This is a genomic window from Citrobacter sp. Cf118, from assembly GCF_030334095.1.
GTDB lineage: Bacteria > Pseudomonadota > Gammaproteobacteria > Enterobacterales > Enterobacteriaceae > Citrobacter > Citrobacter freundii.
The window spans coordinates 15,407-38,872 of the sequence record NZ_JAOWES010000084.1 but is presented as its reverse complement, the minus strand read 5'-3'; the positions used below and the strand labels follow the sequence as shown (position 1 = coordinate 38,872).

General features: G+C 53.3%; 24 protein-coding genes and 2 pseudogenes. 2 read left to right on the top strand and 24 right to left on the bottom strand.

The features are described from left to right. Nucleotides 1–9: 9 nt before the first annotated feature. The 7 genes and pseudogenes from OGX67_RS12515 to OGX67_RS12485 form a co-directional block, all read right to left on the bottom strand. Complete coding sequence (locus OGX67_RS12515) at nt 10–1,392, bottom strand: amidohydrolase family protein (protein WP_048218541.1); 1,383 nt, start codon at nt 1,390–1,392, stop codon at nt 10–12. A 12-nt stretch (nt 1,393–1,404) separates the two neighbouring features. Then, the gene (locus tag OGX67_RS12510; protein ID WP_257651643.1) at nt 1,405–2,355 is read right to left on the bottom strand and encodes a carbamate kinase family protein; all 951 of its coding nucleotides are present in this window, start codon (nt 2,353–2,355) and stop codon (nt 1,405–1,407) included. A 26-nt stretch (nt 2,356–2,381) separates the two neighbouring features. Then, entirely contained in the window at nt 2,382–3,932 is a 1,551-nt protein-coding gene (locus OGX67_RS12505) for a hypothetical protein (protein ID WP_003840986.1), read from the bottom strand. A gap of 117 nt (nt 3,933–4,049) precedes the next feature. Next, a complete protein-coding gene (locus OGX67_RS12500; RefSeq protein ID WP_071697467.1) occupies nt 4,050–5,468 on the bottom strand; it encodes a YlbE family protein in 1,419 nt (472 codons plus the stop codon). Then, nucleotides 5,468–7,015: an acyl-CoA synthetase FdrA gene (fdrA, locus tag OGX67_RS12495; protein ID WP_257651644.1), complete on the bottom strand. Its 1,548-nt coding sequence runs from the start codon at nt 7,013–7,015 to the stop codon at nt 5,468–5,470. The genes OGX67_RS12500 and fdrA overlap by 1 nt, the downstream gene beginning before the upstream one ends. Further along, entirely contained in the window at nt 6,993–7,892 is a 900-nt protein-coding gene (locus OGX67_RS12490; protein WP_493524538.1) for an oxamate carbamoyltransferase subunit AllH family protein, read from the bottom strand. The genes fdrA and OGX67_RS12490 overlap by 23 nt, the downstream gene beginning before the upstream one ends. A gap of 15 nt (nt 7,893–7,907) precedes the next feature. Beyond that, a pseudogene (locus OGX67_RS12485) lies at nt 7,908–8,513 on the bottom strand (ankyrin repeat domain-containing protein). Nucleotides 8,514–8,903: 390 nt separating this feature from the next. Between OGX67_RS12485 and OGX67_RS12480 the strand changes: the two are divergent. Next, entirely contained in the window at nt 8,904–9,833 is a 930-nt protein-coding gene (locus OGX67_RS12480) for a LysR substrate-binding domain-containing protein (protein ID WP_003033874.1), read from the top strand. A 42-nt stretch (nt 9,834–9,875) separates the two neighbouring features. Here the strand turns inward: OGX67_RS12480 and OGX67_RS12475 are convergent, their stop codons facing one another. From OGX67_RS12475 to pgaA, 6 genes are all read right to left on the bottom strand, one after another. Continuing rightward, nucleotides 9,876–10,148, bottom strand: coding sequence for a GNAT family N-acetyltransferase (locus OGX67_RS12475; RefSeq protein ID WP_003033869.1), 273 nt, complete (start codon nt 10,146–10,148; stop codon nt 9,876–9,878). An 11-nt stretch (nt 10,149–10,159) separates the two neighbouring features. Next, a complete protein-coding gene (gene yjdI, locus OGX67_RS12470) occupies nt 10,160–10,390 on the bottom strand; it encodes a 4Fe-4S mono-cluster protein YjdI (RefSeq protein WP_003033864.1) in 231 nt (76 codons plus the stop codon). Nucleotides 10,391–10,472: 82 nt separating this feature from the next. Further along, a complete protein-coding gene (gene pgaD / locus OGX67_RS12465) occupies nt 10,473–10,979 on the bottom strand; it encodes a poly-beta-1,6-N-acetyl-D-glucosamine biosynthesis protein PgaD (RefSeq protein WP_032949990.1) in 507 nt (168 codons plus the stop codon). Beyond that, on the bottom strand, nt 10,976–12,310 hold the full coding sequence (gene pgaC, locus OGX67_RS12460) for a poly-beta-1,6-N-acetyl-D-glucosamine synthase (protein ID WP_003033859.1): 1,335 nt from the start codon (nt 12,308–12,310) through the stop codon (nt 10,976–10,978). The genes pgaD and pgaC overlap by 4 nt, the downstream gene beginning before the upstream one ends. Continuing rightward, nucleotides 12,307–14,328, bottom strand: a complete 2,022-nt coding sequence (gene pgaB / locus OGX67_RS12455; protein ID WP_003033857.1) for a poly-beta-1,6-N-acetyl-D-glucosamine N-deacetylase PgaB — start codon at nt 14,326–14,328, stop codon at nt 12,307–12,309. The genes pgaC and pgaB overlap by 4 nt, the downstream gene beginning before the upstream one ends. A gap of 9 nt (nt 14,329–14,337) precedes the next feature. Next, on the bottom strand, nt 14,338–16,800 hold the full coding sequence (pgaA, locus tag OGX67_RS12450) for a poly-beta-1,6 N-acetyl-D-glucosamine export porin PgaA (protein ID WP_130715393.1): 2,463 nt from the start codon (nt 16,798–16,800) through the stop codon (nt 14,338–14,340). 816 nt (nt 16,801–17,616) lie between these two features. On the opposite strand from pgaA, the gene OGX67_RS12445 reads away from it, so the two are divergent. Further along, nucleotides 17,617–18,153 carry a GNAT family N-acetyltransferase gene (locus OGX67_RS12445; RefSeq protein WP_032949993.1) on the top strand — a complete coding sequence of 179 codons (537 nt, stop codon included), beginning with the start codon at nt 17,617–17,619 and terminating at the stop codon, nt 18,151–18,153. 240 nt (nt 18,154–18,393) lie between these two features. On the opposite strand, the gene OGX67_RS12440 is transcribed toward OGX67_RS12445, so the two are convergent. The 11 genes and pseudogenes from OGX67_RS12440 to OGX67_RS12390 form a co-directional block, all read right to left on the bottom strand. Continuing rightward, nucleotides 18,394–18,717, bottom strand: a complete 324-nt coding sequence (locus tag OGX67_RS12440; protein ID WP_048997879.1) for a TA system toxin CbtA family protein — start codon at nt 18,715–18,717, stop codon at nt 18,394–18,396. A 20-nt stretch (nt 18,718–18,737) separates the two neighbouring features. Next, on the bottom strand, nt 18,738–19,055 hold the full coding sequence (locus tag OGX67_RS12435; RefSeq protein WP_048997880.1) for a type IV toxin-antitoxin system YeeU family antitoxin: 318 nt from the start codon (nt 19,053–19,055) through the stop codon (nt 18,738–18,740). A gap of 18 nt (nt 19,056–19,073) precedes the next feature. Next, the gene (locus OGX67_RS12430) at nt 19,074–19,295 is read right to left on the bottom strand and encodes a DUF987 domain-containing protein (protein WP_048997881.1); all 222 of its coding nucleotides are present in this window, start codon (nt 19,293–19,295) and stop codon (nt 19,074–19,076) included. Between the two features lie 8 nt (nt 19,296–19,303). Then, nucleotides 19,304–19,780, bottom strand: a complete 477-nt coding sequence (locus OGX67_RS12425; protein ID WP_257651646.1) for a JAB domain-containing protein — start codon at nt 19,778–19,780, stop codon at nt 19,304–19,306. Between the two features lie 15 nt (nt 19,781–19,795). Continuing rightward, nucleotides 19,796–20,254 carry an antirestriction protein gene (locus OGX67_RS12420; RefSeq protein ID WP_049016518.1) on the bottom strand — a complete coding sequence of 153 codons (459 nt, stop codon included), beginning with the start codon at nt 20,252–20,254 and terminating at the stop codon, nt 19,796–19,798. Nucleotides 20,255–20,356: 102 nt separating this feature from the next. Beyond that, entirely contained in the window at nt 20,357–20,596 is a 240-nt protein-coding gene (locus OGX67_RS12415) for a DUF905 domain-containing protein (protein WP_048998188.1), read from the bottom strand. 77 nt (nt 20,597–20,673) lie between these two features. Continuing rightward, complete coding sequence (locus OGX67_RS12410) at nt 20,674–21,084, bottom strand: hypothetical protein (protein WP_048998189.1); 411 nt, start codon at nt 21,082–21,084, stop codon at nt 20,674–20,676. Between the two features lie 89 nt (nt 21,085–21,173). After that, nucleotides 21,174–21,740, bottom strand: coding sequence for a hypothetical protein (locus OGX67_RS12405; RefSeq protein WP_048998190.1), 567 nt, complete (start codon nt 21,738–21,740; stop codon nt 21,174–21,176). 51 nt (nt 21,741–21,791) lie between these two features. After that, entirely contained in the window at nt 21,792–22,328 is a 537-nt protein-coding gene (locus OGX67_RS12400; protein ID WP_048998191.1) for a DUF4339 domain-containing protein, read from the bottom strand. Between the two features lie 25 nt (nt 22,329–22,353). Beyond that, nucleotides 22,354–23,064 carry a DeoR family transcriptional regulator gene (locus OGX67_RS12395; protein ID WP_048998192.1) on the bottom strand — a complete coding sequence of 237 codons (711 nt, stop codon included), beginning with the start codon at nt 23,062–23,064 and terminating at the stop codon, nt 22,354–22,356. 208 nt (nt 23,065–23,272) lie between these two features. Continuing rightward, nucleotides 23,273–23,466: pseudogene (locus OGX67_RS12390) on the bottom strand (DUF932 domain-containing protein); the annotation flags it as partial.

Here is a 23,466-nt window from a genome sequence, read left to right as displayed (position 1 = left end):
AAAACCAAACTAGCTTGCGACATTCCCCCACACCAGTTGGCCTTTGTGGAAGGTCGCAGTGCGTGGGGAGATTCGCGCGACCGCTTCCGCTGAGCATGAGGCATCTACCAGCACAAAGCTGGCTTCATCCTGCGCTTTCGGCCAGACGCGCTCACCTTTATCGTTAAGCGGCAGCACATCACCGGTAGCGAGGAACAGCGCCCGCGACAGATTAAGTTCATTCGGGCGAATATAGAGCTGCGCGTACAGATTCGCCTTCTCCAGCATGTCTCCCAGCCCGTACGGCGACCAGTGGTCAATCACGCTGTCGGTTCCGGTAATCACTTCCACACCTTTGTCACGCAGCTGCTTGAGCGGCATGTGCATCGTGCCAATCGGCACCGTCGAGGCAATGGTAATCTGCTGCGCCGCCATGCGGGTTGCGAGTTCATCCACCTGCTGTTCGTTCAGCGTAGACAGCGCAAACGCGTGGCTGATGGTCAGTTTGCCCTTTAACTGCGGCGTTTTCTCCACCGTTTCTACCATGTAATTCACCGCCGCCACGCCCGCCGGACTGGTTTCATGCAGATGGATATCCACGCCTTTGTTGTAATCGAGCGCAATCTGGAACATGGTGTCGAGGGATTTTTCCATCGCCCCATCCACGCTGGTTGGGTCCAGACCGCCGACATAATGCGCTCCCGCCTGCATCGCTTCACGCATTAGCGGTTCAGATTTTGATAACAGCAGACCATGCTGTGGAAATGCCACAATTTCACAGGCAAAACCCGGCTGGCGACGCGCCAGCACCGCCTGCAGGTTCTCCAGGTTTTTCAGTCCGGAAACCGGTTCTATGTTGCAGTGGCTGCGGGCAATCGAGGTACCTTTTGATTGCAGCAGATCGATCAGCTTTTCCGCGCGCTCCTGGGTGTAAGGCTGGAGTTCAGGCAGCAGCTTTTGTTCCAGGCGGATCATATCCTGAATGGTGGTGCCCGCCGGACGGTTCAGCGAACGCCAGGGACCGCCGTAAAAGGTTTTATCCAGATGGATATGCATGTCGCGCATGGCGGGCAGCATCAGCTTTCCACCCGCATCGTAGTGCGGCAGCGTCGCATCCGGATGCTGCTTATTCTCGCGCAGCGCAACTATTTTCCCGTCCTGGATTTCAACGGTTTGCAGCGCGGTTCGGGTGTGCACCACCACTGAGTTTTCGTAATCAAACCCCGCTTCCAGCAGGACGTTATCCAGGTAATAGTGCTTATCGTTAATCGTCATTGTGCTCTTCGACCCGCAGGTGTTCCCGACAGGATTAGCAGCATACGCGACTGGGGCGACTGCGCCAAACAGCGCGGCGGCAGTGACCATTTTTCCGCTCTGGCTTAAAAATTCACGGCGGCTGTTACTTTCCTTCATTCGCATCTCCTCTCAGGAATGGACAATATGGGTGCCCGTTTCGCCGCGCAGTGCGGTGGGCAGGCATTCCGGCGTGGTGATGATCACTCGTTTACCGCCACGCTCCAGAAACGCCAGGCTGGCAACAATCTTGGGTAACATGCTGCCCGGCGGGAAATGTCCCTCCTGCATGTAACGGGTCATCGTGGCGACATCCACCGTATCCAGCGCCTGCTGGTTAGGTTTGCCAAAATGAATACAGACCTGCTCGACGCCGGTGGTGATCACCAGAATGTCGGCGCGGATCTCCTGTGCCAGCAACGCCGTGGAGAGATCTTTATCAATCACCGCATCCACGCTCTGGTAATCCCCCTGATCGCTACGCACCACCGGGATGCCACCACCACCCGCACCAATCACCACGAACCCCTGCTGAGTCAGCGTTTTGATCGCCTCTGCTTCAACAATACGTTTTGGTTCAGGGGAAGCCACAACCCGGCGGTAGCCGCGTCCCGAATCCTCAACAAAGCGCCAGCCTGGATTGACCCGTAGCAACTCATCGCGCTGCACTGCGCTAAAGAACGCCCCGATAGGCTTGGTCGGATTAGCAAAGCCCGGATCGTTTTTGTCGACCTCCACCTGCGTGACCACCGTGACTGCCTTCTGCTCGCCGCGCCGCGCCAGACGGTTGTTCAGCGCCTGTTGGATCAAATAGCCGATGCCCCCCTGCGTATCGGCGACGCAGTTTGCCAGCGGGGTAAGCGGCAACCCTTCACGCTCATGCGCGATTTCCGCACGTCGGAGATCCAGCCCCACCTGCGGCCCGTTACCGTGCGTCAGCACAATGTTGTAGTCCGATGCCAACATCTCCAGCACCGTATCCGCCACCGCCTTCACCGCTTCAGCCTGGTGCTCAATCGACTGGCTGGCGTTATCTTTGATAATGCTGTTGCCGCCAATGGCAACGACCACAAGTTCTTTCATAGTGTTATCTTCCGCTTACAGGCGATTCAGGTCGTTTTCGTCGGTTCCTGCTCAGGCGCAGTCACCGCTTCACGGCTATCAAGAACATGCTTGAGGACAAACATGCCGCTCATCATCAGGTAGGCCACAACAAACATCATCGAGCTGCCCTCAGCAAAGCCAACTGCCGGGGAGTGGATCACGCCAAACAGCGATAACAGTGCCCCAAAGGCTGCGGCAATCGCCCCGCGCAGCGGCTTATTCATAATGGCGAAGATAGCGACGCAGCCCCACAGCATGCTGGCCAGCGGCGCGCCGCTTCCCAGATGCACCAGTCCGTCGTAATAGACACCTTTGCTGTGCAGTAAGTCGCTACCCAGTTTCCCCGCGGATGTTCCGGCGGCGCCCATCACGCTGTTAACGATGGTCAATGCCCAGTTAGCGATCCACGGGAACAGGCAGATGAAGATAACGGGAACCTCGACTTTGGGCGTTTCTCGCACCACCTGGTTGGCGGTCACCACGCCGATAAACACCAGAATCGGCACTATCGCAGTCATCGGAATAATGGCGAGCATAAACGCGCCCAGGCCAAACAGCGGTACCAGGAACATGGTGATGCCTGAAGCGAGGGTATAGCCGATACTGGCGCCCATCGCTTTCCAGCCCGCATGCCCAACATACACGGTCACCGGGAACGGGTTGCCCAGCATGCAGCCGAGCATGGAGGCAAAGCCGTTCGCCATCATCACCTTACGGGTGTTGTACTCATCCCCCGCCGCGTGCGCACTTTCAATGTTCTCAAGGTCGAAAATGTAGTTCGCCAGACCCAGAGGAACCGCAGAAGCCAGATACGGCAGTGCATGCGGCAAACCTTGCAAGAAGCTGTCGACATGAATTTCCGGCGGGTTGAAGCCAAAGGAAGACATCGACGCTTTAATGGCTTCCGGGCTTTGTAAACCGGAGATCCACGCCAGGGCCGTACCGGCAATCAGCAGCAGCAAGCCGGTAGGAATGCGGGCAAAAATCGGCTTCTTACCGAACCAGTTAATGAAGATCAGCAACAGGACGATGAAAGAGACGGTCGGCGCTTCGAATGCCTGCAGCATCGGGTTCATCGCCAGCAGCAACAGTCCCAGGCCGGACAGACAAGAAAGCAGTACCGTACGTGGAATCATCTTGCGGATGGTCTCGCCCAGGAAGGAGCCGCCGACCAGGATCAACGCTTCGACAAAGCACCACACCAGGGCTATCTGGATAGCAAAGTTGGCATCTTTGGTTTGCTGATAAACCGGCATCAGTACCAGGAAGGTTACGGTAAAGATTGACGGTGCGCTCGGTCCGGACGGCAGCGCCGTCACGTCTTTACGCCCGGTGTGCTTTGCCATCTGCAGTCCAAACCAGGCGTAGCAGACGCTGGCCACCAGCACCGCCAGACCAAAGGCAGGCGCAATGCGACCATAGACAATTTCGGTAGGGATCCCGACGACAAAAATGAGCAGCCCCATCATTGTCAGCAGGTTAGTCAGGTTGTTGGTCATCAGCCCAAAGTAAGCTGCCCAGTCACCACGTTTCCATTCTAGTTTTATGCTGTTCATGGAATATCCTTAACAGGTTAAGCATCGTTTGCGATCGCGGAGATCGCCCAGCCCTGCAGGTAAGCAACGTTTTTCGCTTCGCTACTGTGGGGCTAACCGCGTTAGCCCCGATTGTTGTTATTGGCAGTAGCGGTCGCGCCAGTTGAGGATCGCCTTTTCAAAACAGGCGAACGGCGGGTGGACTATTCCGGCGCCGATCATGCCGATCCCCGCGTCTTTGTGCGCAATGGCGGTGTTAATCACCGGCAGAATGCCGGTGCTGCCCACGCGCGTAATATCGATAGCAGTCGGTACGCCCATAAAACCCAGCAGCGGAATGGTGACGTTGGGGTTTTCGCCGAGAGTGATTTCACGCATCTGGCGCGAGAAATCAACGGCCTCTTCGACCGTACCACCCACCAGTGCCACGATGGCCGGTGCCGTCGCCATGGCGAAACCGCCAATGCCGTAGGTTTCGGTGATCGCGCTATCGCCAATATCACGTCCGGAATCTTCCGGCTTGTAGCCTGCAAACATCGGGCCAATCACCTGCTGCGCCGGACCGGTAAACCACTGACCCGGTAAGCCGCTGATGCGCAGACCGAACTCAACACCGTTTCGCGCCATCGTCGTCACCACGGTGCTGTATTCAATGCCGTGGGCGGCGTCCATTGCGGCTTTACACATCGCCATCCAGGTCGGCCCGGAGAAGTAATCGCTGCTGAGGACGAACTCGAACACCTCACGCTGCTGCTCAACCGGATAACCGGTCTGAATAATCCACGGCGTCAGCGCCTGAATCAGCAGCGCCGTCCCGGCGTTGTTACGGTTATGGCACTCATCGCCCATGTGTAGCGCCTGCGCCAACATCAGGCGCAGATCGATTTCGCCCGCCAGCTTCATGGCGTCGCGCAGCATCGGTCCCAGCACATCACGCATCCAGTTCAGACGATCAATAACGCTCTGATCGTTCGCGCCCATACGCAGGATCTTCGCCATCTGCTCGCTCATATTGGTATATGCGCGGTTGCCGTAGGTTTTGTTCTCAACGATGTGCATAAACATCGACGCAGAGGTCACACCCGCCATCGAGCCAACGCAGTCATGCTCGTGACATGGTGAGAAGATAATTTCACCCGAGGCGGCCAGTTCGGCAGCTTCATCCAGATCTTTCGCCAGTCCTTCAAACACCAGCGCCCCGGTGACCGCGCCCTTCATCGCACCGCACATTTTTTCCCAGCGGATCGGCGGCCCGGCATGCAGGATGGTGTTGCGGGTCATCCCCGGTACGACATTGATTGCCTGGTCATAGCCAATCAGCACCGGATGCGACTGGATAATACGTTCCAGCGCCTGCTGGTTAGCGGCAGCGATTTTGTCTGCCAGCGGCGAATCGGCAATCTCGTCCAGTGCAGCAACCACCTGCATGTTGCCCTGACCCGGCGGCGTCCAGTCTAGCTGGGTCACGGGAACGTTCTGCTTTCTCAGGTCATCGCTGAACATCGCGATACCGACATTAATCACATTCAGCGGCTGGTTAAACAGTGTCTGGCTCATCAGGCTTCCTCCCCTTTACAGATAAATTCACGCGCCAGCAATCCGGTGTTGGTGCTACTGCTCGCCCAGATAACGCCCGCATCAGTCAGCATCTGACATTGTTTTTCCAGCGACGGCGTATCAAGATCGGTTCCCAGCACATAGCCGAGGATCTCAAGCGGACGACCGTCTGCGGCGGCGATCGCTTTGGCTTCAACGATCGCGTCGAGCATCACGCCAACCGGATCTTCATGCGATCCAAAACCAAGGACGAAGTCCATCACGATCACGCCGACTTCAGGATCGCGCGCTTCCTGCAACAGACGACTAATGCGGTTGGTGGGATCGATCATCGGGTGCGGTTTACCGTTGGTAAAATCGTCATCACCGAAATCGAGGAAGGTATGCGCCACGCTGCGGTTGAGATCTTGCAGGCGGAACGCCGGGTCCGGATGAATGTTGCTGTAAACTTCGGCATGTTTTTCCATGGCAGCAAACATCGCCTCATCGCACAACGTGCCACCGCAGAACAAGCCACGGATGTACTTTTGTTGCGGGGTCAGACGGGCGCGAACCTCTTCAATCAGCGGCCAGTTGAGCGGATGCAGATCCAGGCTCTCTTTTTTCACGCCGGTAAGTAGTACAGCTTTCAACGCCGCCTCTTTAGTACCGCGGGCAAACTGCAGGCCTTTTTCATCCGCAGGCGCGGCTTCACGTCCGAGGAAACACACCACCACGGGCTTATGACAGGCGCGCGCACGTTCCAGCACCTTGCGCGCCACCGCTGGCGCAGGAGGTTTGGAGATAAGCGCGATGATCTCAGTTTGCGGATCGGCCTCCAGCATGCCAATCGCGTCAAGCATCATCAGGCCGCCAATCTTCTCACTCAGATCGCGTCCACCGGTGCCAATCAGTTGAGAAATTCCGCCGCCAAACTCGTGAATGCGTACGCTCAGCTCCTGGCTACCGGTACCGGACGCACCAATAATTCCGATGTTGCCGCGACGCACTGCGTTGCCAAAACACAGCGCCGCGCCGTTAATGATGGCGGTTCCGCAGTCTGGCCCCATCATCAACAGCCCTTTTTCGTGCGCCAGTTGCTTAAGCTTCAGCTCGTCTTCAAGAGAGACGTTGTCAGAGAACAACATCACGTTGAGGTTATTTTGCAGCGCCTGACGCGCTTCACGCGCGGCAAACAGGCCGTTGACCGAGATCACCGCCAGGTTGCTGTCGGGAACGTGCTTCTTCGCGCTGGCGAGCGTGGCATAGCGCGCTTCGTGCTGGCCACCCTGCTCTTTATGCGTAAACAGATCGTCAATCGCCACCAGCGTTTGCGCGTTTGCTTCGTCGCTCGCGCCTTTAATGACAATCATCAGATCGCCACTCTTCGCCTCTTCCAGCTCAGGCGTGAGCAGGCCGAGATTCTTCAGCACGCCCTTATTCATTTCTGTCGCCATAGCCACGAACGCCTGCTCAACACCATCGAGCTTATTTGCGCGCGTGGAGATAGACATCAGTGAGACAGAATCAAAATACGTGTTCTTTTTAACAACTATCCTGATCGACATAATTCCCTCCGGACCTGTAGCTCAGGGCGCAGGCATCCGCCATGCCATACAGCATGTCGCAGCCAGAACTTGAGCCAATATTTTTAATGTCAGTAATATATTGTGTAGAAACGGGTTGTTGCTCAGTAATAATATGGTTGAGCAGCCGTCCAACGCTTTCCCGATAACGCTGATGAAAAGCTTCCTCTAATGTTATTTTGCTGAGTAGCGTCGTATTATTTCCGGCACATTGTAAAGCTGCTAAAAAATCTTCACGATATTTCCTCAGCGGATGTCCGGGAATAAATAGAATAGTGCTTAGGCCCACTAAATAATCATCCGATGAGGGCGTCAGACCAATCCCCAAACCAATTAAATGGCTGACCGCTGTAGAGATATTTTCTCCTGTACGCAACGCCGTCAGTAATGTTTGTCGGCGGTTGTGTAATTGACGGGTGATTTCCTGAAAAAACGGATTGTCACCCTGATACAGAAATAATGTGTCGTCGCTTCTTAGCTGTTGGCGGATAACCTCTTCCCAATGCTGCCAGCCGACTGCGGCAAGACTTGCTGCATCAGATGTCCACAGTGGTATTCGCCACAGCAGGCAACCGGCGGTTTCTATCCATTTATCATTGCCAACAACTATTCCCGACCCGCTAAAATTGACCAGCTCACCGGGGTGAAACAGGTCTTCACAATGCGTCAGCGCCAGCCGACAGCTGTTAGGTGCGTTATCACAATCTTCACTCAGTAACGTCAGCAGCCGCTGCTGTTCAGGTATCAACAGGTTTACCGCGTGGGAAAAAACCTGTTCAACCCGTCCCGTTCCCCGGAAAGTGAGAAACGCGCTGTCTGCGGTTAGCGCCCGTACGCATCGCCGTGATGGCGTAGCGATAATGGCGCTCCTGTGTCAGGCTCCGGCCGCAATCAGCAGCTCGGCAATTTCGTGGTACCCTTTCTCTCGCGCCAGTTCCAGCGGGGTTTTACCGTATTTATCCGTCATGTGCGGATTTGCGCCATGGTCGAGCAGCAGCTTAACGATCTCCTGCTGCTACGCGCCACCGTCATTAAGTACGATGGCTTCCAGGAGCGGCGTCCAGCCAACAAAATTAGTATGGTTGACATTGATATCGGTACGCAGCAGCAGCTCACGCACGATCTCGACATGGCCTTTTTCGCTGGCTGGCGTAATACCGACACCGCCAAAACGGCTCAGACAATTAAGGTCTGGGTTAGCCGGTAATACCGTACGCAACAGCGTTAAATCATTCGTCAGGCAGCTAATCAGGAAGGGGTTAAAACAAGTTTGATCTTGTTTATTAATATCGGCCCCCTCAGCAATCAATAAAGAAACACAGTCATAATGTTTATTCAGGCTGGCAATAATAATGGCAGTACGCCCCTGGCGGTTAGTGGCATTAATATCCACATTTTTTACCAGACAGGATTTTAATCCATCGGCATTGCCCTGTTCTGCCGCCAGCAGAAATTCAGTAATGAGTTCTTTCTCTGACATAATCGCTCTCCTGCAGTTTTTTAGACTTTTTAAATATCCGATAACCTGAGAATAGCAACAGAGTGCAGAGAATAACATCCGCTTAAATTTCATTCATCGTTAGCGCATCGATTATTGAATCAATTTTAACAATGAGAACAAAACGTGCTGTAGTGCAATCTTTCCCTTATGGCTGGGGCCCTTTTAGCCACTAATCAGTAGTCCGGTGAATCAGGCGGTATGCTGCACGGATAGCGGCCTGCAATTAAAATACAGAAGTGTGATTGCCTTCAAATCAAATGTAAAACTAGTGTTAAATTTTGTTCAAAACTGATTGCTCTGTATAAGGATTACAAATACATTCAACAATCATCGTGTTGCGGATGCGCATTGTCGCCGGAGGGGAGAAAGATGAATTCAATATTTACCGAGGAAAACCTACTGGCGTTTACGATGGCTGCCCGCTACAGCAGCTTTAGCAAGGCGGCTGAAGAGCTAGGCTTAACCACATCGGCAATTAGTTACACCATTAAGCGCATGGAAATGGGTCTCGACGTGGTGCTGTTTACCCGCAGTACTCGCAGCATTGAACTGACCGAGTCCGGGCGCTACCTGTTTCGCAAGGCGACCGACCTGCTCAACGATTTCCACGCCATCAAGCGCAGCATTGATACCATCGCTCAGGGCATTGAAGCCCGGGTACGCATCTGTATTAACCAGCTGTTGTATACCCCTCAACATACAGCGCGGCTGCTGCAGGTACTCAAGAAACAGTTTCCAACCTGCCAGATAACCGTCACCACCGAGGTGTATAACGGCGTCTGGGATTCGATCATCAACAACCTGGCTAATATCGCCATTGGCGCGCCCGATACGTTACTGGATGGCGGCGGAATTGATTACACCGAGATCGGCGCGATCCGTTGGTCGTTTGCGATTGCACCGGATCATCCCCTTGCCTTTATGCCGGAACCCATTTCTGAGAGCCAGTTACGCCTGTACCCGAACATCATGGTGGAAGACACCGCACACACCATCAACAAGAAGGTCGGCTGGCTGTTACACGGACAGGAGTCGATTCTGGTTCCCGATTTTAATACCAAGTGCCAGTGCCAGATCCTGGGTGAAGGCATCGGTTTTCTGCCGGACTACATGGTGCGCGAGGCGATGGAAAAGTCGTTGCTGGTGACGCGGCAGATCCACAACCCGCGTCAGGATTCACGAATGCTGTTGGCCACCCAGCATTCGGCAACCGGTCGTGTAACTCAGTGGATTAAAAAAGAGTTTGGGCCACAAGGGATACTGACGGGGATTTATCAGGATCTGCTGCATCGGGAGTGATGAACCGGATGGCTGTTATACCTTCCGGTACACATAAGATGATCAGGCGCGGATATCGTCGTACTCGCGGGTTTTATCAAATTCATGTTTGGCAAACGGGCACAGCGGAATAACTTTGCGGTTTTCAGCGCGCATCTTCTCTACCACTTTCGCCACCAGCTGTTTGCCGACGCCCTGACCTTTCAGGCTGGGGTCGACATCGGTATGTTCAATGATGCTCAGATGCTCGCCCGTCGGCACAAATACTATCTCGGCAACCTGGTTGCCCTCAGCATCATTGACATAAAACTTGTTGTGGCCTGCAAGAATTTCCATGGTCCCCTCACTCATTTCTGGCGATATTTCAGCGCACCGCTCGGACAGGTATCGATGACCTTGATGACCGTCTCGACATCCACTTCATCCGGAATGATCCACGGTTTACGTTTCAGGTTAAACAGTTTCGCGCTTCCCCGCACGCAATTGCCCGAATGCTGACATATCGCCGTGTTGAAATAGACGTCAATCTTCTCGCCGGTATAGGCCCGGTAACCTGCATCCAGTAGTTCCTTATCCACGACATTGCCTCACATTTTTTTATTGTCTGGGTCTAATCATAGACCTATGCGAGGCTGAAGGAAGCTGCTGAAAGCAGAAATATCACTCGGGCCTGTTCTGCAACGACGGCTGCTGCTCTGGTGGCAAATACTCCAGCATCGCAGGCGTTGGCGGCGGGAGGCGGTTATCGGCAATATCCCTGTCCACATCGATATGGCTGATTTCGCCACTCTCATGATGGTGGACCGTCAGCACCCTCGCCTTGTTCAGTTCCGTAACCAGCTCCCGGGTAATACGCAAACTTTCTGCCAGCTCATGGTCTTCCAGCCCGGGTCTGCGACTGCGGCGTTCCACCCGAAAACGAAACTGGTTGTACTTCGCCCAGCCAATTAGTACCAGGCCGTTGACCAGGGCGACAAGGATATAAAACGTGACCGTATCCAGCGTGGTGAAAAAGGGTCGCACCCCCATATACGGTGAATGCGCCAGGGCCGTGATCAATCCTTTATAGATCAGGTATAAGAAACCAACCCAGGCGATGAGCGTCAACAACACATCGATAATGCGAGGCAGCAGACGCCGCTCCGTAAAGATCAGTGGCTGATTCACGATTCGATCCTCCCAATTCCACGGTCAGGACTCACCCAACGCGCTCTGCCGCGTTTGCGTTTGAGCATCACTTTCGGGAACGCGACCAGCGTGGTGAACAGGCTTAGCATCCAGTACACCACCGGGAACCAGATAATCCAGAACAACGAGGCGCCAATGCCTTTTTCATAACGTCGTTCAATCATCAGGCTCACCGCAAACTGCAGCAAGCACACCACGCCGAGGATAAGTCCGGTAAAGGCTGGCGGGAACAGATGCTGCACATACAGCGAGTCCGGCATCGGGATCATCAGCCCTAACAGGAACAGCACGATACTGATCGCATAGGCAAACGACCAGGCGGTAGAAAAACAAAACTCAAGAAACAGCGGCCACATGCGGCGGAACTCCCACGACCACAGACGACGCATGTTAACGATAAACACCTCTGCACCACCCTGCGCCCAGCGCAAACGCTGCTTCCACAGCCCTTTTAACGTTTCAGGCATCAGGATCCAACACAGTGCGCGCGGCTCAAAGAATACCGACCAGTGGCGCAATTGCAGCTTCCAACTGATATCGATATCTTCAGTGATCATGTCCGGGCTCCAGTAACCGACCTCGGCCAGCGCGCGACGACGAAACGCCGCAACTACGCCAGAAACGGTAAAGATCTGCCCATAGACTCGCTGAGTACGCTTAATTAAGCCGATAATGGAAGAGAACTCACCGACCTGCACACGACCGATTAACGTAGAGCGGGTTCGAATACGCGGATTCCCCGTCACCGCACCAACGCGCGGGAACTGGATCAGCGGAGCCACAATATAGGCAACGGCATCACGATCCAGTAACGCATCGCCATCAATGCACACCAGGTAATCGCTGCGCGCCGCGGCCGCACCGGTCTTGAGCGCCAGCGCTTTGCCCTGGTTTTCAGCCAGATGAATCACCCGCAGGCTGGGGTATTCCACTGCCAGTTGTTCCAGCACGTCGTGAGTGTCATCCGTTGAACCATCGTTGATGGCAATCACTTCGATATTCTTATATCGCTGTGCCAGTGCGGCCTCAATGGTTTCACGCGCGTTGATCCCTTCGTTAAAACAGGGGATCAGAATGGAAACCAGTGGATTCCCCGGCAGGGTCGGTGGTGGCGTGTCATCTCCCCATTTCCAGTGACGTTCACGGTAAAACCAGAAATAGACTCCGCCGCTTATCCACAAAGCAGACATGAACAAAGGCCAGAAGAAGACGAAGTTCAACATCACTTCACCTGTAAAGATGACAGCCACGCCAAACGGCAGGCTGAACATCAGGCAAAGTATCAGGAAAGCAATAATGCGATCGGTCATTTTTGCGGATACCAGTATGAGGAGAACGTCGAGCGAATCTCTGACATCTCAGGTTTGTCGCTGATGAAATCATCCGGGTAATAGCCGTAGTTACCTGCACCGCTTAATTTCAGCTGGCGCATCCATTCGGCTATTTGTTTTCCGCTGATTTCAGCCTGATCCCCGGATTTACGCCAGTCTCGCGCCTGCAGTTCAAACACGGTTTTATCCAGCGCCCCAGGGTTTTGTGCAACGGCATTCACCAGTCGGTCAAGCCATGCGTTGGCATCATTGGCCGGGATCTGTTCCATGAATGGCATCGCCATCGGCGCCGTCCAGTCATAGGTATTGAGGAAATCATTCAGGTTTTGTGCAAACCAGGCTTCACTTTCAGGCTCCAGTACCGGCATGGCGTAAATATTGCGCGCAGTTTGCACCTGTGGACCGCGAATATTACGCACAGACTGAGTCAGCTGTTTGGTGAAATCGATCAGCATCTTACTTTTCAGGCGCGTCCAGCGCTCGAACGCCTGAGGATTATTACGTATTTGCTCGATACTGCCCGGAAGCCCTGCGGCACGGTAGGCGGCTAACGCCTCCGGTGACGCATCTTCAAAGTCCGTCAGGAAAGCATCGTCATGAAACAAAATACCTTTGAAACTGGCGTGCTTCGCCAGGTCTTCATAGATTTCAGTGATGCGCTGACGCGCTTCGCTGCTCCAGGGTGAAAGGCGGACATAGTTCTCGTGATTGATAGCAGTACGTCCCGTTTTCGGATCCCATGCGGTTACGCGTGGAATAGACGCGTCGAGATCGAAAGCCAGAACCGGCATCCAGGCATATACCGTCACCCCTGCCCGCGTTTGTAATTGCCAGGAGATATAGTTAAAGAGATCGGCACGCATCGGCAGCCAGCGGTTGGGGAAATAGACCTCACGAATATTCCCGTCGCCTTGCGGATCGGCATACGCCTGCAGGAAGACATGAGAAATACGCATGTCATAAACGCGCTGGATCAGCTTATCGATATTTCGCTTCTGCTGAGCAGGGTCCTTGTCATACACGTAATCCAGATCGACATGCATCACGCGCATCGTCTGTGGCTCACGGACCTGAGCGACCTGACTGGCAAAGCGCTTAAGGGATGGGTTATCAGAGATCAGCACGCGCGGAATATCATCGAGAAACGCGGCATTCGCCAACCCTTCATTAAGCGTAAAGGCCATCTTATAGCCATGCTCTTTGGCCAGGTTTAACGTCGTGCCGTTGGCTGCGCCGTACGGCCATACCCACGCGCGCGGCGATTTCCCTGTCACCGATTTTATCTTGTTAGTGATCAGAGAAATATCCGTGTTTATACGTCGCGTGTACTGTTCGTCCGTTTCGTAAGTGCCAGTTTTCTTATCATACAGGCGGTTCGCTACAGCTGGCTCTTTACTCCCCTGCGGATTGGCCTCAGCGCCAAAGTGCGAGTTCCAGGTGTGCGCACCGACTTCCACCAACGGCGATTTCCCCATTTCTTCGACCATTTTCCAGGTGGCGAATTTATCTCGCGCTGTCATTAAGCCGCCAAAATCGACTTTTTTGTTGGCTGGTGCATCAACCCAACTGCCTACTGGCGCCCAGAGCGCAGGCCAGTTGTAGGCTTTCAGCAATGGCCAGACGCGGGTATAAAAACTGCTATACCCGTCATCAAAGGTGAGTAATACCGCTTTTTCCGGCAGTACAATTTTACCGTCATGGGCATCCAGAATTTGCTGCACGCTGATCGGCTGATAGCCATTATCACGCAGCCAGGCCATTTGGTCGCTCAACGCGCTGGTACGCACAGAGAGGTAACGCTGGTCGGCAGCACCATCTTCAACATCGTGATAGCCCAGTACCAGGAAACTATTTTTCGGCCACTGATGATCCGCCGTCAGCGGTGTTCTCTCCCCAGGAGGAACATAGCGAGGCGTTGTATTGTGCGCGCTGCTGCACGCGGTAATCATCAACCAGCCAGCGATTAATGCGCTAAGCCACAGGCATCTTTTCAGCATGAACAATCCTTAAAACCTGACATTTAAATCGAAAGCGAGGGAGATATTCCGCTCACGTTTACCGTCATAGGGGCGTTTATCCCAAATCAGCATCACCCCGCCATCTACGACGTTGTTCCATTTAAGCCGTTGTCCGTATCCTACCTGGACGATAGCGCCTGCATCTTCACCTTGCTGCCAGTAGCCACCTACGCCTGCCAGACCTTGTTGCGTCCAGACGGTATCATAGTGGCGGTAAAGAACCTGCTCTGCGCTCAGGCCAGGGACAACCGAAAAATCACTCTTCGGGTTGTAATACGGCACATTCTCTTTGGTGTTGGTGCTCCCGCCAATGCCCGGCGTAAAGTCCAGCGTGAAGCGAGGCGTGGTCCAGATGCGCTCTTTTCCGCTGAGTCCGTATTCGATGCGATCGTTACCGTCTGAGAAATGTGATGCAGCAAACGACAGTTGATATTCACGTCGTTCGTTTTGATACCAGCGAACGAACATATCGCCGCCGTTGGCATACACACCGCTACGCAGCGCGCGCAATGGCGTATTACGCGACAAGCGCTCGGCCGAACCGCCTACGCGCCAGTTGTCATTAAAGTCATGCCAGCCGGATAGACGCCCACCAATCTTCTGACCATCGCCATAATTTCGGCCAGACACTTCCATTTCCGCCCAGTAATCACGGGAAGTCCATTCTGCACCCGCCGCCAGATCGCGGCTGATGCCCTTCCCTTCCTCAAATTCACCGGTAGCGAAGTTGAATCCAGTAAACAGTCGCCAGTTGTCATTAATCGGCGGACTGTAAATAGCCGTGTTGATGTTGAAGTCATTCTTACCGCTGACCGGGCTATCGGACGAGATCCCCTGCGTGCCGCTAATGCGCACTTCCGACATTTTGTGGACATCACGAATACGCGCGAGGCGCAGCGTCGCTTCATCATCCGGGCTACGGGCAATAACGTCATCCGTCAGTTCATCGGCCTGCTTCCATTCCTGGAGATCCAGCGCAACGTAAGCCTGCTGACGCTCCAGCTCCAGGTTGCTTGGCTCAATCACTTCCGCCAGCTTAAGCTCTTTCTCCGCCGCATGCGGCAATCCACGCGCTTCAAGCACAGAGGCATAGGAAATGCGCAGTCCCTGGTTACCGGAGCCTGTTCGTGCCAGATGCTCTGCGAGCTTTTCTGCCTCTGGCAGTTCATTGGCAGCGATATGATATTGCGTCAGCAGCGACTGTCCGAGCAGCCAGTTATCGTTAGGCTGCGGCGTTGGCGAGCCATAGATACGCCGCAGATACGGACTTTCTTTGATCAAATCATCGACTTGTTTTTTGGCAGCATCGAAGTTTTCATTATCAATGTGTGCATAGAACAGATCTTGTTGATCCTCTGGACTGAGCGGCGTCACCGGGATAGGCCCATTTGGGTAGTAGATGCTCGCCAACATCGCTTCGGTTTTTTCCGGCTGACGCTCGCTTAACCATGCTGATGCCACCCAACGTTTTGCGTAGTTTGGTACTTCGCCGCTTGCGGAAAGGGACTCATATTCCTCGATCACTTCGGCAGTACGCTTACGCACCAACAGGGCACCCATACGGTCTATTCTCGCCCGGCGGACATCATTCTGCGCAGACGGCTCATCTTTCCAGGCCGCCAACAACTGGTCATAACGGGCCAGCGCTTTATCCGCTACGATAAAACGTTCTTCTTCATTACGTGCGGACGTATAAGAGGATCGGACCATTTCAGCCGCCGCATCAAGCTCAAGGCGACGCTTCACAGGATCTGCCGTAGGTACGATTTCCGCCATATTTAAGGCTGGTCCGGAAACACGGTTCGCTGACAGCGCAGACAACAGCGTGGATTTTGCATTTTTGTTGCCAGGATCGACGTCATCCGCCTGGCTGGCAACCAACAGTGCATCCCAATTTTTCCCCTGAGAATGATATACATAGGCAAGCAATGCGTCGGAATCTGCGCCCGGATGTGCCTGAGCCCATTTATTCGCTTCGGTAAGGGCTTGCTGATTGTAGCGCGCATCTGCCAGCGTCATTATCCAGCCGGTGCGTACATCAACGTTATCAGGTTCTTCCTGTAAAACGCTTTCCCACACCGCCAATGAATCATTCCAGTTTTTCTGGTTACGATACGCACGCGCTGCGGCGACTTTTCCCCGTGCAGGTACATCCATCTGCCCACGATACCGCTGCCAGATTTCAATTGTTGTTTTATCGTTGTTCTCAACCCAACTGGAAACTTGCAGCCAGTCGGCAACCTGGTTTGGCGTTAGCGCACTTTTCTTTCCCTGATCCTCAAGGTAGCGCAATAGCGGCGCACTATTCCCCCCCCGCGCTTCAATAACCAAAGCATCATAATCTGATACCGCAGCAGAGATTTGCATAGGGAAAAGAATGCTGGCCGTAAATAAACAGCTTACAGACTTAAAACGTTTAATGAAGTTGGCATGTCGACGCATACTGAACATATCTGCCCTTATATCTTACATCAGAGTAAAAATAAGCGTTTTCAATAAGTTAAGGTCAATCCCTGACGATTGCCGACCATGTAAGATGCACTGCCGCTTATTTCGTAATAGGGTTATAAAGCAATTAATTCTTTCGTCTTATTGACTACCCGCACCGCGTCCCCTAATCGTTGAGCAGGAGGCATAAACTCGGGAATTTTATCACTCCATGTAGTTCGTGGCTACGGAATAAGAAAAGTCTTAGTCAAAAAAGTATTTTAGACTAAATAATCCTAATACTCTTGGGATTGAATTCTGGATTTAAACAAAGTTTGCCCGGTGACATCATGTGACGATGCTTACTATTGCTGGTTAGCATAGCTACACCGCGCAACTGTTTGCATGGTAACTATTTTGAGAGGTGAATAGAGAAAAGTCTGATAATAGGCTCTCTGCTAACAACAAAATATAACTTAATTTTTAGGGCTCAAACAGGGCCAATGAAATGAAAATAAGGGTACAGGCGCAAGAAGAATTAGATACAGAAACAACACATTGAAATCAAATAACTTTCTTCATCATTTTTCGAAACCTACCATAATTGGTATTTGGATACACGCTCGAAGACGTGCACAAATAATTGTGTATTACTCTACGCGTTAATGTATTTACCAACCTTGCGTATTATTGACAACATCAACCACAATCAATTATTTCCCCTTACAATATGAAAGCCTATTAGCATTGCAAGCAACTGATCGAAGCATAATTTTTTGCACTTACCTTCCCCTCAGTCTTTCAGGTAATCTGGGCAAAGACGCCAATGGGAGCCGGTCAATGAAAATCGTTAACGCAGAAGAAAAGCACATCCCCGCCATACGCGATATCTATGCACATCATGTTCTTCACGGTACCGGCAGCTTTGAAACCGAGCCGCCGGATGCTCACCAGATGTTTGCTCGTCTGGAAAAAATCCGCAGCCTCGGGCTGCCGTGGGTCGTCGCGCTACAGGAAGATAAGGTCATCGGGTATTGCTACCTCACCCGCTATCGCGAGCGTTATGCCTACCGCTATACCCTTGAGGATTCGATTTATATTGCTCCAACGGCTCAGCGTCAGGGTGTAGGAAAAGCTTTACTGCGTCATGTGATCGGCTGGGCTGAAGCACAGGGCTATCGGCAACTGATTGCCATCGTCGGCGACAGCAATAATCAGGGATCGTTAAAAGTCCATCAGCAGGCCGGATTTACGGAAATCGGCACACTGAAAAACATTGGCTTCAAACATGGACTATGGCTCGACACGGTATTGCTACAACGTAATCTGGGTGAAGGTAACAGCACACTACCACCGGATTTCGGTGTCGCTATTTAACATTTATAAAGAATAACTACAGGGAGAGAGTTTTGGAGCGGCGAAGGGATTAGAACAAGCCAATCAATAACTTGAAAAACATAGAGTTTTCAAGTTATATCTTAACTTATACCCCCAAAGATACCCCCAAAGCACAGAGGCTTTGAATTCAAGTAATTACCTTTGTCGATAAATCAGCAGGAAGCGAGATGATAGCAAATGGCAGGCATACTCGAAAGCAGCGACACCGTTAGTATCAGACTAATTACGATTTAATAAACCCAGATCCCGGCGGGCCCTCATGATATCAATAATCGTGAGATATGGCGTTTGTTCTTGCCAGCTAAACCCTCTGCGATCGATACGAACCAGTTCGTACTTTTCCACTAGAAAGTTAATGGCATCAGCCAGCGTGATACCGGCATCGATATGTTCCTGTATAACACGTTCCTCACTGAATGGTGTGTCGTTGAGGGTGAGACCATAGTGCTGTTCCAGCAGACGTGTCAGTAACATTTGCCAGACATCCACGGGTGACAGGCAGGGCTTCGCCGCCCGCTGAGTTGTTGCAGGTTGAGATTTCATGTTTGCTCTCGTGGAAGTTATTAGCGCTGAGTGGGATAAATGGCGATATATACGTAGCCGCAACTGCCAAGGGTATCGGCTTCGCAGGTGAAACCGTTGCGGTACAGAGTGACGCAGTGGGTGTGGCGAGGATTCAGTTCACCGGTAGTCAGCATGGATTCCATCTGGCGGATAAAGTACGGAAATGCCACATCCAGCTTCCGGCATTCTGCGTCACTGAACTGGCCGGTGATGCTGGCCCGGTCAGCTAAATAATGCAGCCGGTTCCCCTCCTGTACCAGACGGGCTCCCAGGCGTGGCGTAATATCCCGCTGCAGGCCCCATGTGATGTTGCTCATTGATAACCTCCGTTATTGTCAGTTCAGGGTAATACTCATCAGGCAGGCATACGGCCCGTTGCGGTCCTGGCGACGTTCGGCGTATACCGCCAGGACACCTGAGATATCCGGCACGTCCCTGCCGGTGTAATGGCAGACGCTACCGTGCCACTGATATTTTCCACTGCAGTATCGAAAAATGCGTGAGGCCGGATGCTGGCGGTATATCGTCATTGCCCGGCGTTTACTGATAATTTTCATGTCATACCTCACAGCAGACCGTGTTCAGCGAACGAATAAATTTGCCTGCCGCCGACAATCAGGTGGTCAGGGACACGGATATCCACCAGCTGAAGTACCTGCACCAGCCGCTGCGTGAGGGTTTTGTCGGCTAGGCTGGGCGTCGTCTCGCCGGAAGGATGGTTATGCGCCAGTATCACCGCCGCCGCATTGAAGTGCAGTGCACGTTTGACTACTTCCCGGGGATGCACCTCGGTGCGGTTAATCGTGCCGGTAAAGAGCGTCTCATGGGCAATCAGTTGATTCTGGTTGTCCAGATACAATACCCGGAACTCTTCCCGCTCAAGCGTGGCCATATGCAGTCGCAGCCACTCCCGGACGGCGTGAGTGGAGGTGAAGGCCACCCCGGGCTCATGCAGATGCCGGTCAAGAATCCTCAGCGCCCGCTGAATGAGATGCCGGTCCTGTGGCGTCATCTCGCCGGGTAAAAAGGAAAGCTGTTTCATTCGTTGTTCCTCCGGTCAGTCAATGATGCGCAGAATGGCGTGGGCTTCTGGATGCTGCAGGGCGTAGTCCCGCAGGCGGTAATAGTGCGCGGTCATTGCGTCACACTCTGTACGGCAGGCATGGTGGCTGTATTCAATCAGGCAGACCGCGATACCGGCAGCGTCTGCACTCATATCTGCACCATTGCCGTTCATGCTGTTGAACAGATGCCATTTATCGTCACTGTCAGCATCAGGGGCCATAAACGCGCCGCCATTGCTGAGGGTGTAAAAGGACCAGATACCACCGCTGTAATCCGCACAGAAGCGGCCCATCCAGGCGAAAATATGCGGTTCCAGCGTTGTCCATTGTGGAATGGTGCCAAAGTGCTGCGGCCAGAAGCAGATACGCTGTTCGTCAGGTAGCTGCGTTACGGTCAGTTCAAATTCGGATTCGTTAGCAGATGCGAGGTTGTTTTGTGTCGCTGTAGTCATGGGTATATCTCCATTAATAAAAAATGCCAGCGACGATGGCTGGCGCATGGGGTAATAAAGTGGGTTCAGGAAGGTTAAATATTGGTGGTAAATGATTCGGGGTCAGCGGGTGAAAATGTCAGTGCGGATACCTGACCTGCGGATATAACGGTTAAGCCCTTCACCGGCATCCGGTTCAAAGTTCCATGCCCGCCAGACCATCCGGCCTTCGGCGTCGCGAACCACCAGGCGGAAGTGACTACCCTGGTCGTCTTCAATGCCGATGTTGCGATACCGGCGGGTAACTGCTTCGGCCTGCTGTCGGGTAAAAGGTCCCGGTGGCAGCATGTGAGATTCAGGCATTCGATGTACCTTAAAAACAAAAGCCCCTGACGCAGATGCGTCAGGGGCTGTGGGAGTTTGCATGTGTAGGGGGATTGTCAGTAACCGGTTTGCACCTTATACAGCCGTAAGGTTTTGCTGCCCCGGACAATCTTCACATACAGGGCATTATCTTTCGTGCCGCGCACAAACCCGGCCTGCACATCGCCCTTGCAGTCACCACCGTCGTAAGGAATGTTGACACCGGTCTGGTGCACCAGGTCGATAACCCCGAAGCTTAAGTCTTCACAGGCCGGGCCCGGCAGGTCCTGAATCAGGGCAAATTTATGGTCGTCGCTGACACCGGTCAGTGAGCACATGGAGGTGTTGATGTCGTTTCCCTGGCACCAGTACTCCTGGCCGGGATTGTCTTTATCCATCAGGTTTGCCGGAAGCTGAGCGGCACTGGCACTGAAGGTGGCGAGCAACAGAATGAGGGCGGATATGGCTGAAGTGATAATACTTAACATGGCATTCTTCCTGAATTAATGGGTGCCAGATGACACCCGATATATTTGCAGGGCATCTGGTGTGATTTAAAACGTCTTTAATCAGATGCTCAGCAGTTACCGGTACGGCGGCACAGTTCTTTTAGGCTTTGCTGAGAGGCCCACTGTTGCAGTTGGCGATCCTTTTCTGTCTGCCTGGCCTTAATGGCAGCCAGTTGTTGTTTATTTGTGCAGCTTTCAGGCAGCACCATCAATACACGGGGCTCCGCCTTTTTATTAACCATCTCAAGCTGCACCTGTGTATCGACGATACTGAAGTAACACCCTTTACCGTTATCCTCACCCTGGTACACCACATCAAGATCAGAAGCATATCCGCTAGCCGTTTTCAGGTTCAGGTAACGGACGGTTTTTGTTTTTTTGTCAGCTAGATACAGAGGGGTGTTATAGGCCTGGCGCAGCAAAAATGTATTCGTCCACGGATAATAACCAATGATGTCAGCCTTCAACCCAAGCGCATTGAGCATTTTCACATCATCATAGCCATTCGCAGAGGTCCAGCCGCTTTTCTTCATGTCGTACCAGTTGGTGAGACGACCGGTGACATCGTAGGCATGTGCGCTGGTCGTGAGCAGCAGGAGCCCTGTGACAGCCAGAGTAGTGAGTCTTTTTTTCATCGTGATATCCTTTTATTGCATCATATAGGCATGTTGTTGTCTGAGCAGGATTCAGGCCATAACGGCCAGAACCAGCATTGCCAGCCATACCCAGAAGTAAGCCGGTTTCTGACCGAGGGTTTTCGCCCGCCGCCACAGATAGAACGGTACCAGCCAGGCCAGTTTGCCGAACGTGGTGGTATCCACTCCGGCCTTACGCAGACGGCGTTCATCGAGATACCCTAGAGCGATATTGAGCAACAGCGTGATAAACCAGTACTGCCCACCCGAGACGGCCTCATACGCTTCCTCAAACGCCATCCCGTTCAGCCCTGCCGTCCAAAGCTCGAGCGCATAACCAATAAAAGGCGCAAATGCCAGCGTCCATACCACTCCGCCCGGAATGCGGCTCCCCGGCAGTGCTGGTGGTGTGGTGCTGTGGAGCAGCGCCGAAGCCAGCGGGGTGGCGGAGACCGGTTGCCAATCCGTCATACCCTGTCGCCACACCAGCGTGGTTGCCGTCAGTTCACCGCGCACAATCAGGCCAGTGATGTCGTCTTCGGTCACATTGTCGTGACGTATGCCATTTTTTTCGTAATGCCAGGTCATAGCTTTTCCTTCTTAACAGAGGTTATTAAAATGAAGTCCATCCCGATTCCCCGTTATCAGCAACCTGTGACAAAACTTCATGGATGAAACTGAAGTGCGGAAGAGCCCGGATAAAGCCCGCCTGTGTGGTTAGCTGGCTGAGACGTTTTTTCGGGATAAAAGTGGTATTGAGGACCGTTACTGCATGAATGGCCGTCAGAGGATGCACGGTGATATGCCCGTTAAGTTCACCGGTGAGGTACCAGCAGCCGTCGAGTGATATCAGGCGGTACGGGGCCAGTCCGTCACAGCGCTCTCCCTCAGCCAGCAACAGTACCCGCTGGCAGGCGGTAATGGCACTGACGAGACGGTAGAACACCAGTGAGATGGCGGGTGACACAGACTGTGGTGGCTGCCACACCAGACAGGGCATCCCTCCTGCTGTGAGCAGCATGCCCGCCAGACGCCGGTCCAGCCCCGGAAAGATATCGGCCAGTCCGGACCGGTGAGCAAAGGTCAGCGCATCCAGCTCGCCCTGTACGCCCCCGCCGGTGCTGCGCAGGCGACATTGCCCCCGTCGATACTCAAGGTCGAGGTACATGAGCCGTTCGCGAAAATCCCGTCGCAGGGTACGGACTGACACACCAAACTCTGCAGCCAGCCGCGCCATGTTCAGCGTTTCACCGGCAACCAGGCGGCTGATTATCAGTGACAGCCTGACAGCCAGCCGGTCATGACGGCGCTCTGCCTGTGTCATCTCGGATCTCCGTAATAATTAACTGACTGAATATGAAATGATTCTAAAGAGGGGGGAGGACAGGGTATGGACATGGAATGAACTATTTTTTATCTGCCACCGGAGGCAGGCCCGACGCGGTACTCCGTGGAATGCGGTGATAAAACACTCAATCCAATGGAGGTAAAACGGACAAGGAGTGTCCCTTCCTAACATATTGATAACAAGCTCAGGACTGAAACCCACTCAGCATCGCTTCCGCCATCACCCAGAGAGCCCGGTTGAGCTTCACATCACCGTCAATACCGCGCACCGCACGGGTATGCGTTCGTCCGCCTTTCGCACTCCGTCCACTGAGCCCGCCCTTAATCAGGTTCTCCTGAATACGCTGGTATGTGGTCCACAGATCATTGCTCTCATCCT

Bases quoted from the DNA above. Each gene is read 5' to 3' on its own strand.
- OGX67_RS12515 (WP_048218541.1), bottom strand. From the start codon at position 1,392: ATGAAGGAAAGTAACAGCCGCCGTGAATTTTTAAGCCAGAGCGGAAAA.
- OGX67_RS12510 (WP_257651643.1), bottom strand. From the start codon at position 2,355: ATGAAAGAACTTGTGGTCGTTGCCATTGGCGGCAACAGCATTATCAAA.
- OGX67_RS12505 (WP_003840986.1), bottom strand. From the start codon at position 3,932: ATGAACAGCATAAAACTAGAATGGAAACGTGGTGACTGGGCAGCTTAC.
- OGX67_RS12500 (WP_071697467.1), bottom strand. From the start codon at position 5,468: ATGAGCCAGACACTGTTTAACCAGCCGCTGAATGTGATTAATGTCGGT.
- fdrA (WP_257651644.1), bottom strand. From the start codon at position 7,015: ATGTCGATCAGGATAGTTGTTAAAAAGAACACGTATTTTGATTCTGTC.
- OGX67_RS12480 (WP_003033874.1), top strand. From the start codon at position 8,904: ATGAATTCAATATTTACCGAGGAAAACCTACTGGCGTTTACGATGGCT.
- OGX67_RS12475 (WP_003033869.1), bottom strand. From the start codon at position 10,148: ATGGAAATTCTTGCAGGCCACAACAAGTTTTATGTCAATGATGCTGAG.
- pgaC (WP_003033859.1), bottom strand. From the start codon at position 12,310: ATGACCGATCGCATTATTGCTTTCCTGATACTTTGCCTGATGTTCAGC.
- pgaB (WP_003033857.1), bottom strand. From the start codon at position 14,328: ATGCTGAAAAGATGCCTGTGGCTTAGCGCATTAATCGCTGGCTGGTTG.
- pgaA (WP_130715393.1), bottom strand. From the start codon at position 16,800: ATGTTCAGTATGCGTCGACATGCCAACTTCATTAAACGTTTTAAGTCT.
- OGX67_RS12445 (WP_032949993.1), top strand. From the start codon at position 17,617: ATGAAAATCGTTAACGCAGAAGAAAAGCACATCCCCGCCATACGCGAT.
- OGX67_RS12440 (WP_048997879.1), bottom strand. From the start codon at position 18,717: ATGAAATCTCAACCTGCAACAACTCAGCGGGCGGCGAAGCCCTGCCTG.
- OGX67_RS12435 (WP_048997880.1), bottom strand. From the start codon at position 19,055: ATGAGCAACATCACATGGGGCCTGCAGCGGGATATTACGCCACGCCTG.
- OGX67_RS12430 (WP_048997881.1), bottom strand. From the start codon at position 19,295: ATGAAAATTATCAGTAAACGCCGGGCAATGACGATATACCGCCAGCAT.
- OGX67_RS12425 (WP_257651646.1), bottom strand. From the start codon at position 19,780: ATGAAACAGCTTTCCTTTTTACCCGGCGAGATGACGCCACAGGACCGG.
- OGX67_RS12420 (WP_049016518.1), bottom strand. From the start codon at position 20,254: ATGACTACAGCGACACAAAACAACCTCGCATCTGCTAACGAATCCGAA.
- OGX67_RS12415 (WP_048998188.1), bottom strand. From the start codon at position 20,596: ATGCCTGAATCTCACATGCTGCCACCGGGACCTTTTACCCGACAGCAG.
- OGX67_RS12410 (WP_048998189.1), bottom strand. From the start codon at position 21,084: ATGTTAAGTATTATCACTTCAGCCATATCCGCCCTCATTCTGTTGCTC.
- OGX67_RS12405 (WP_048998190.1), bottom strand. From the start codon at position 21,740: ATGAAAAAAAGACTCACTACTCTGGCTGTCACAGGGCTCCTGCTGCTC.
- OGX67_RS12400 (WP_048998191.1), bottom strand. From the start codon at position 22,328: ATGACCTGGCATTACGAAAAAAATGGCATACGTCACGACAATGTGACC.
- OGX67_RS12395 (WP_048998192.1), bottom strand. From the start codon at position 23,064: ATGACACAGGCAGAGCGCCGTCATGACCGGCTGGCTGTCAGGCTGTCA.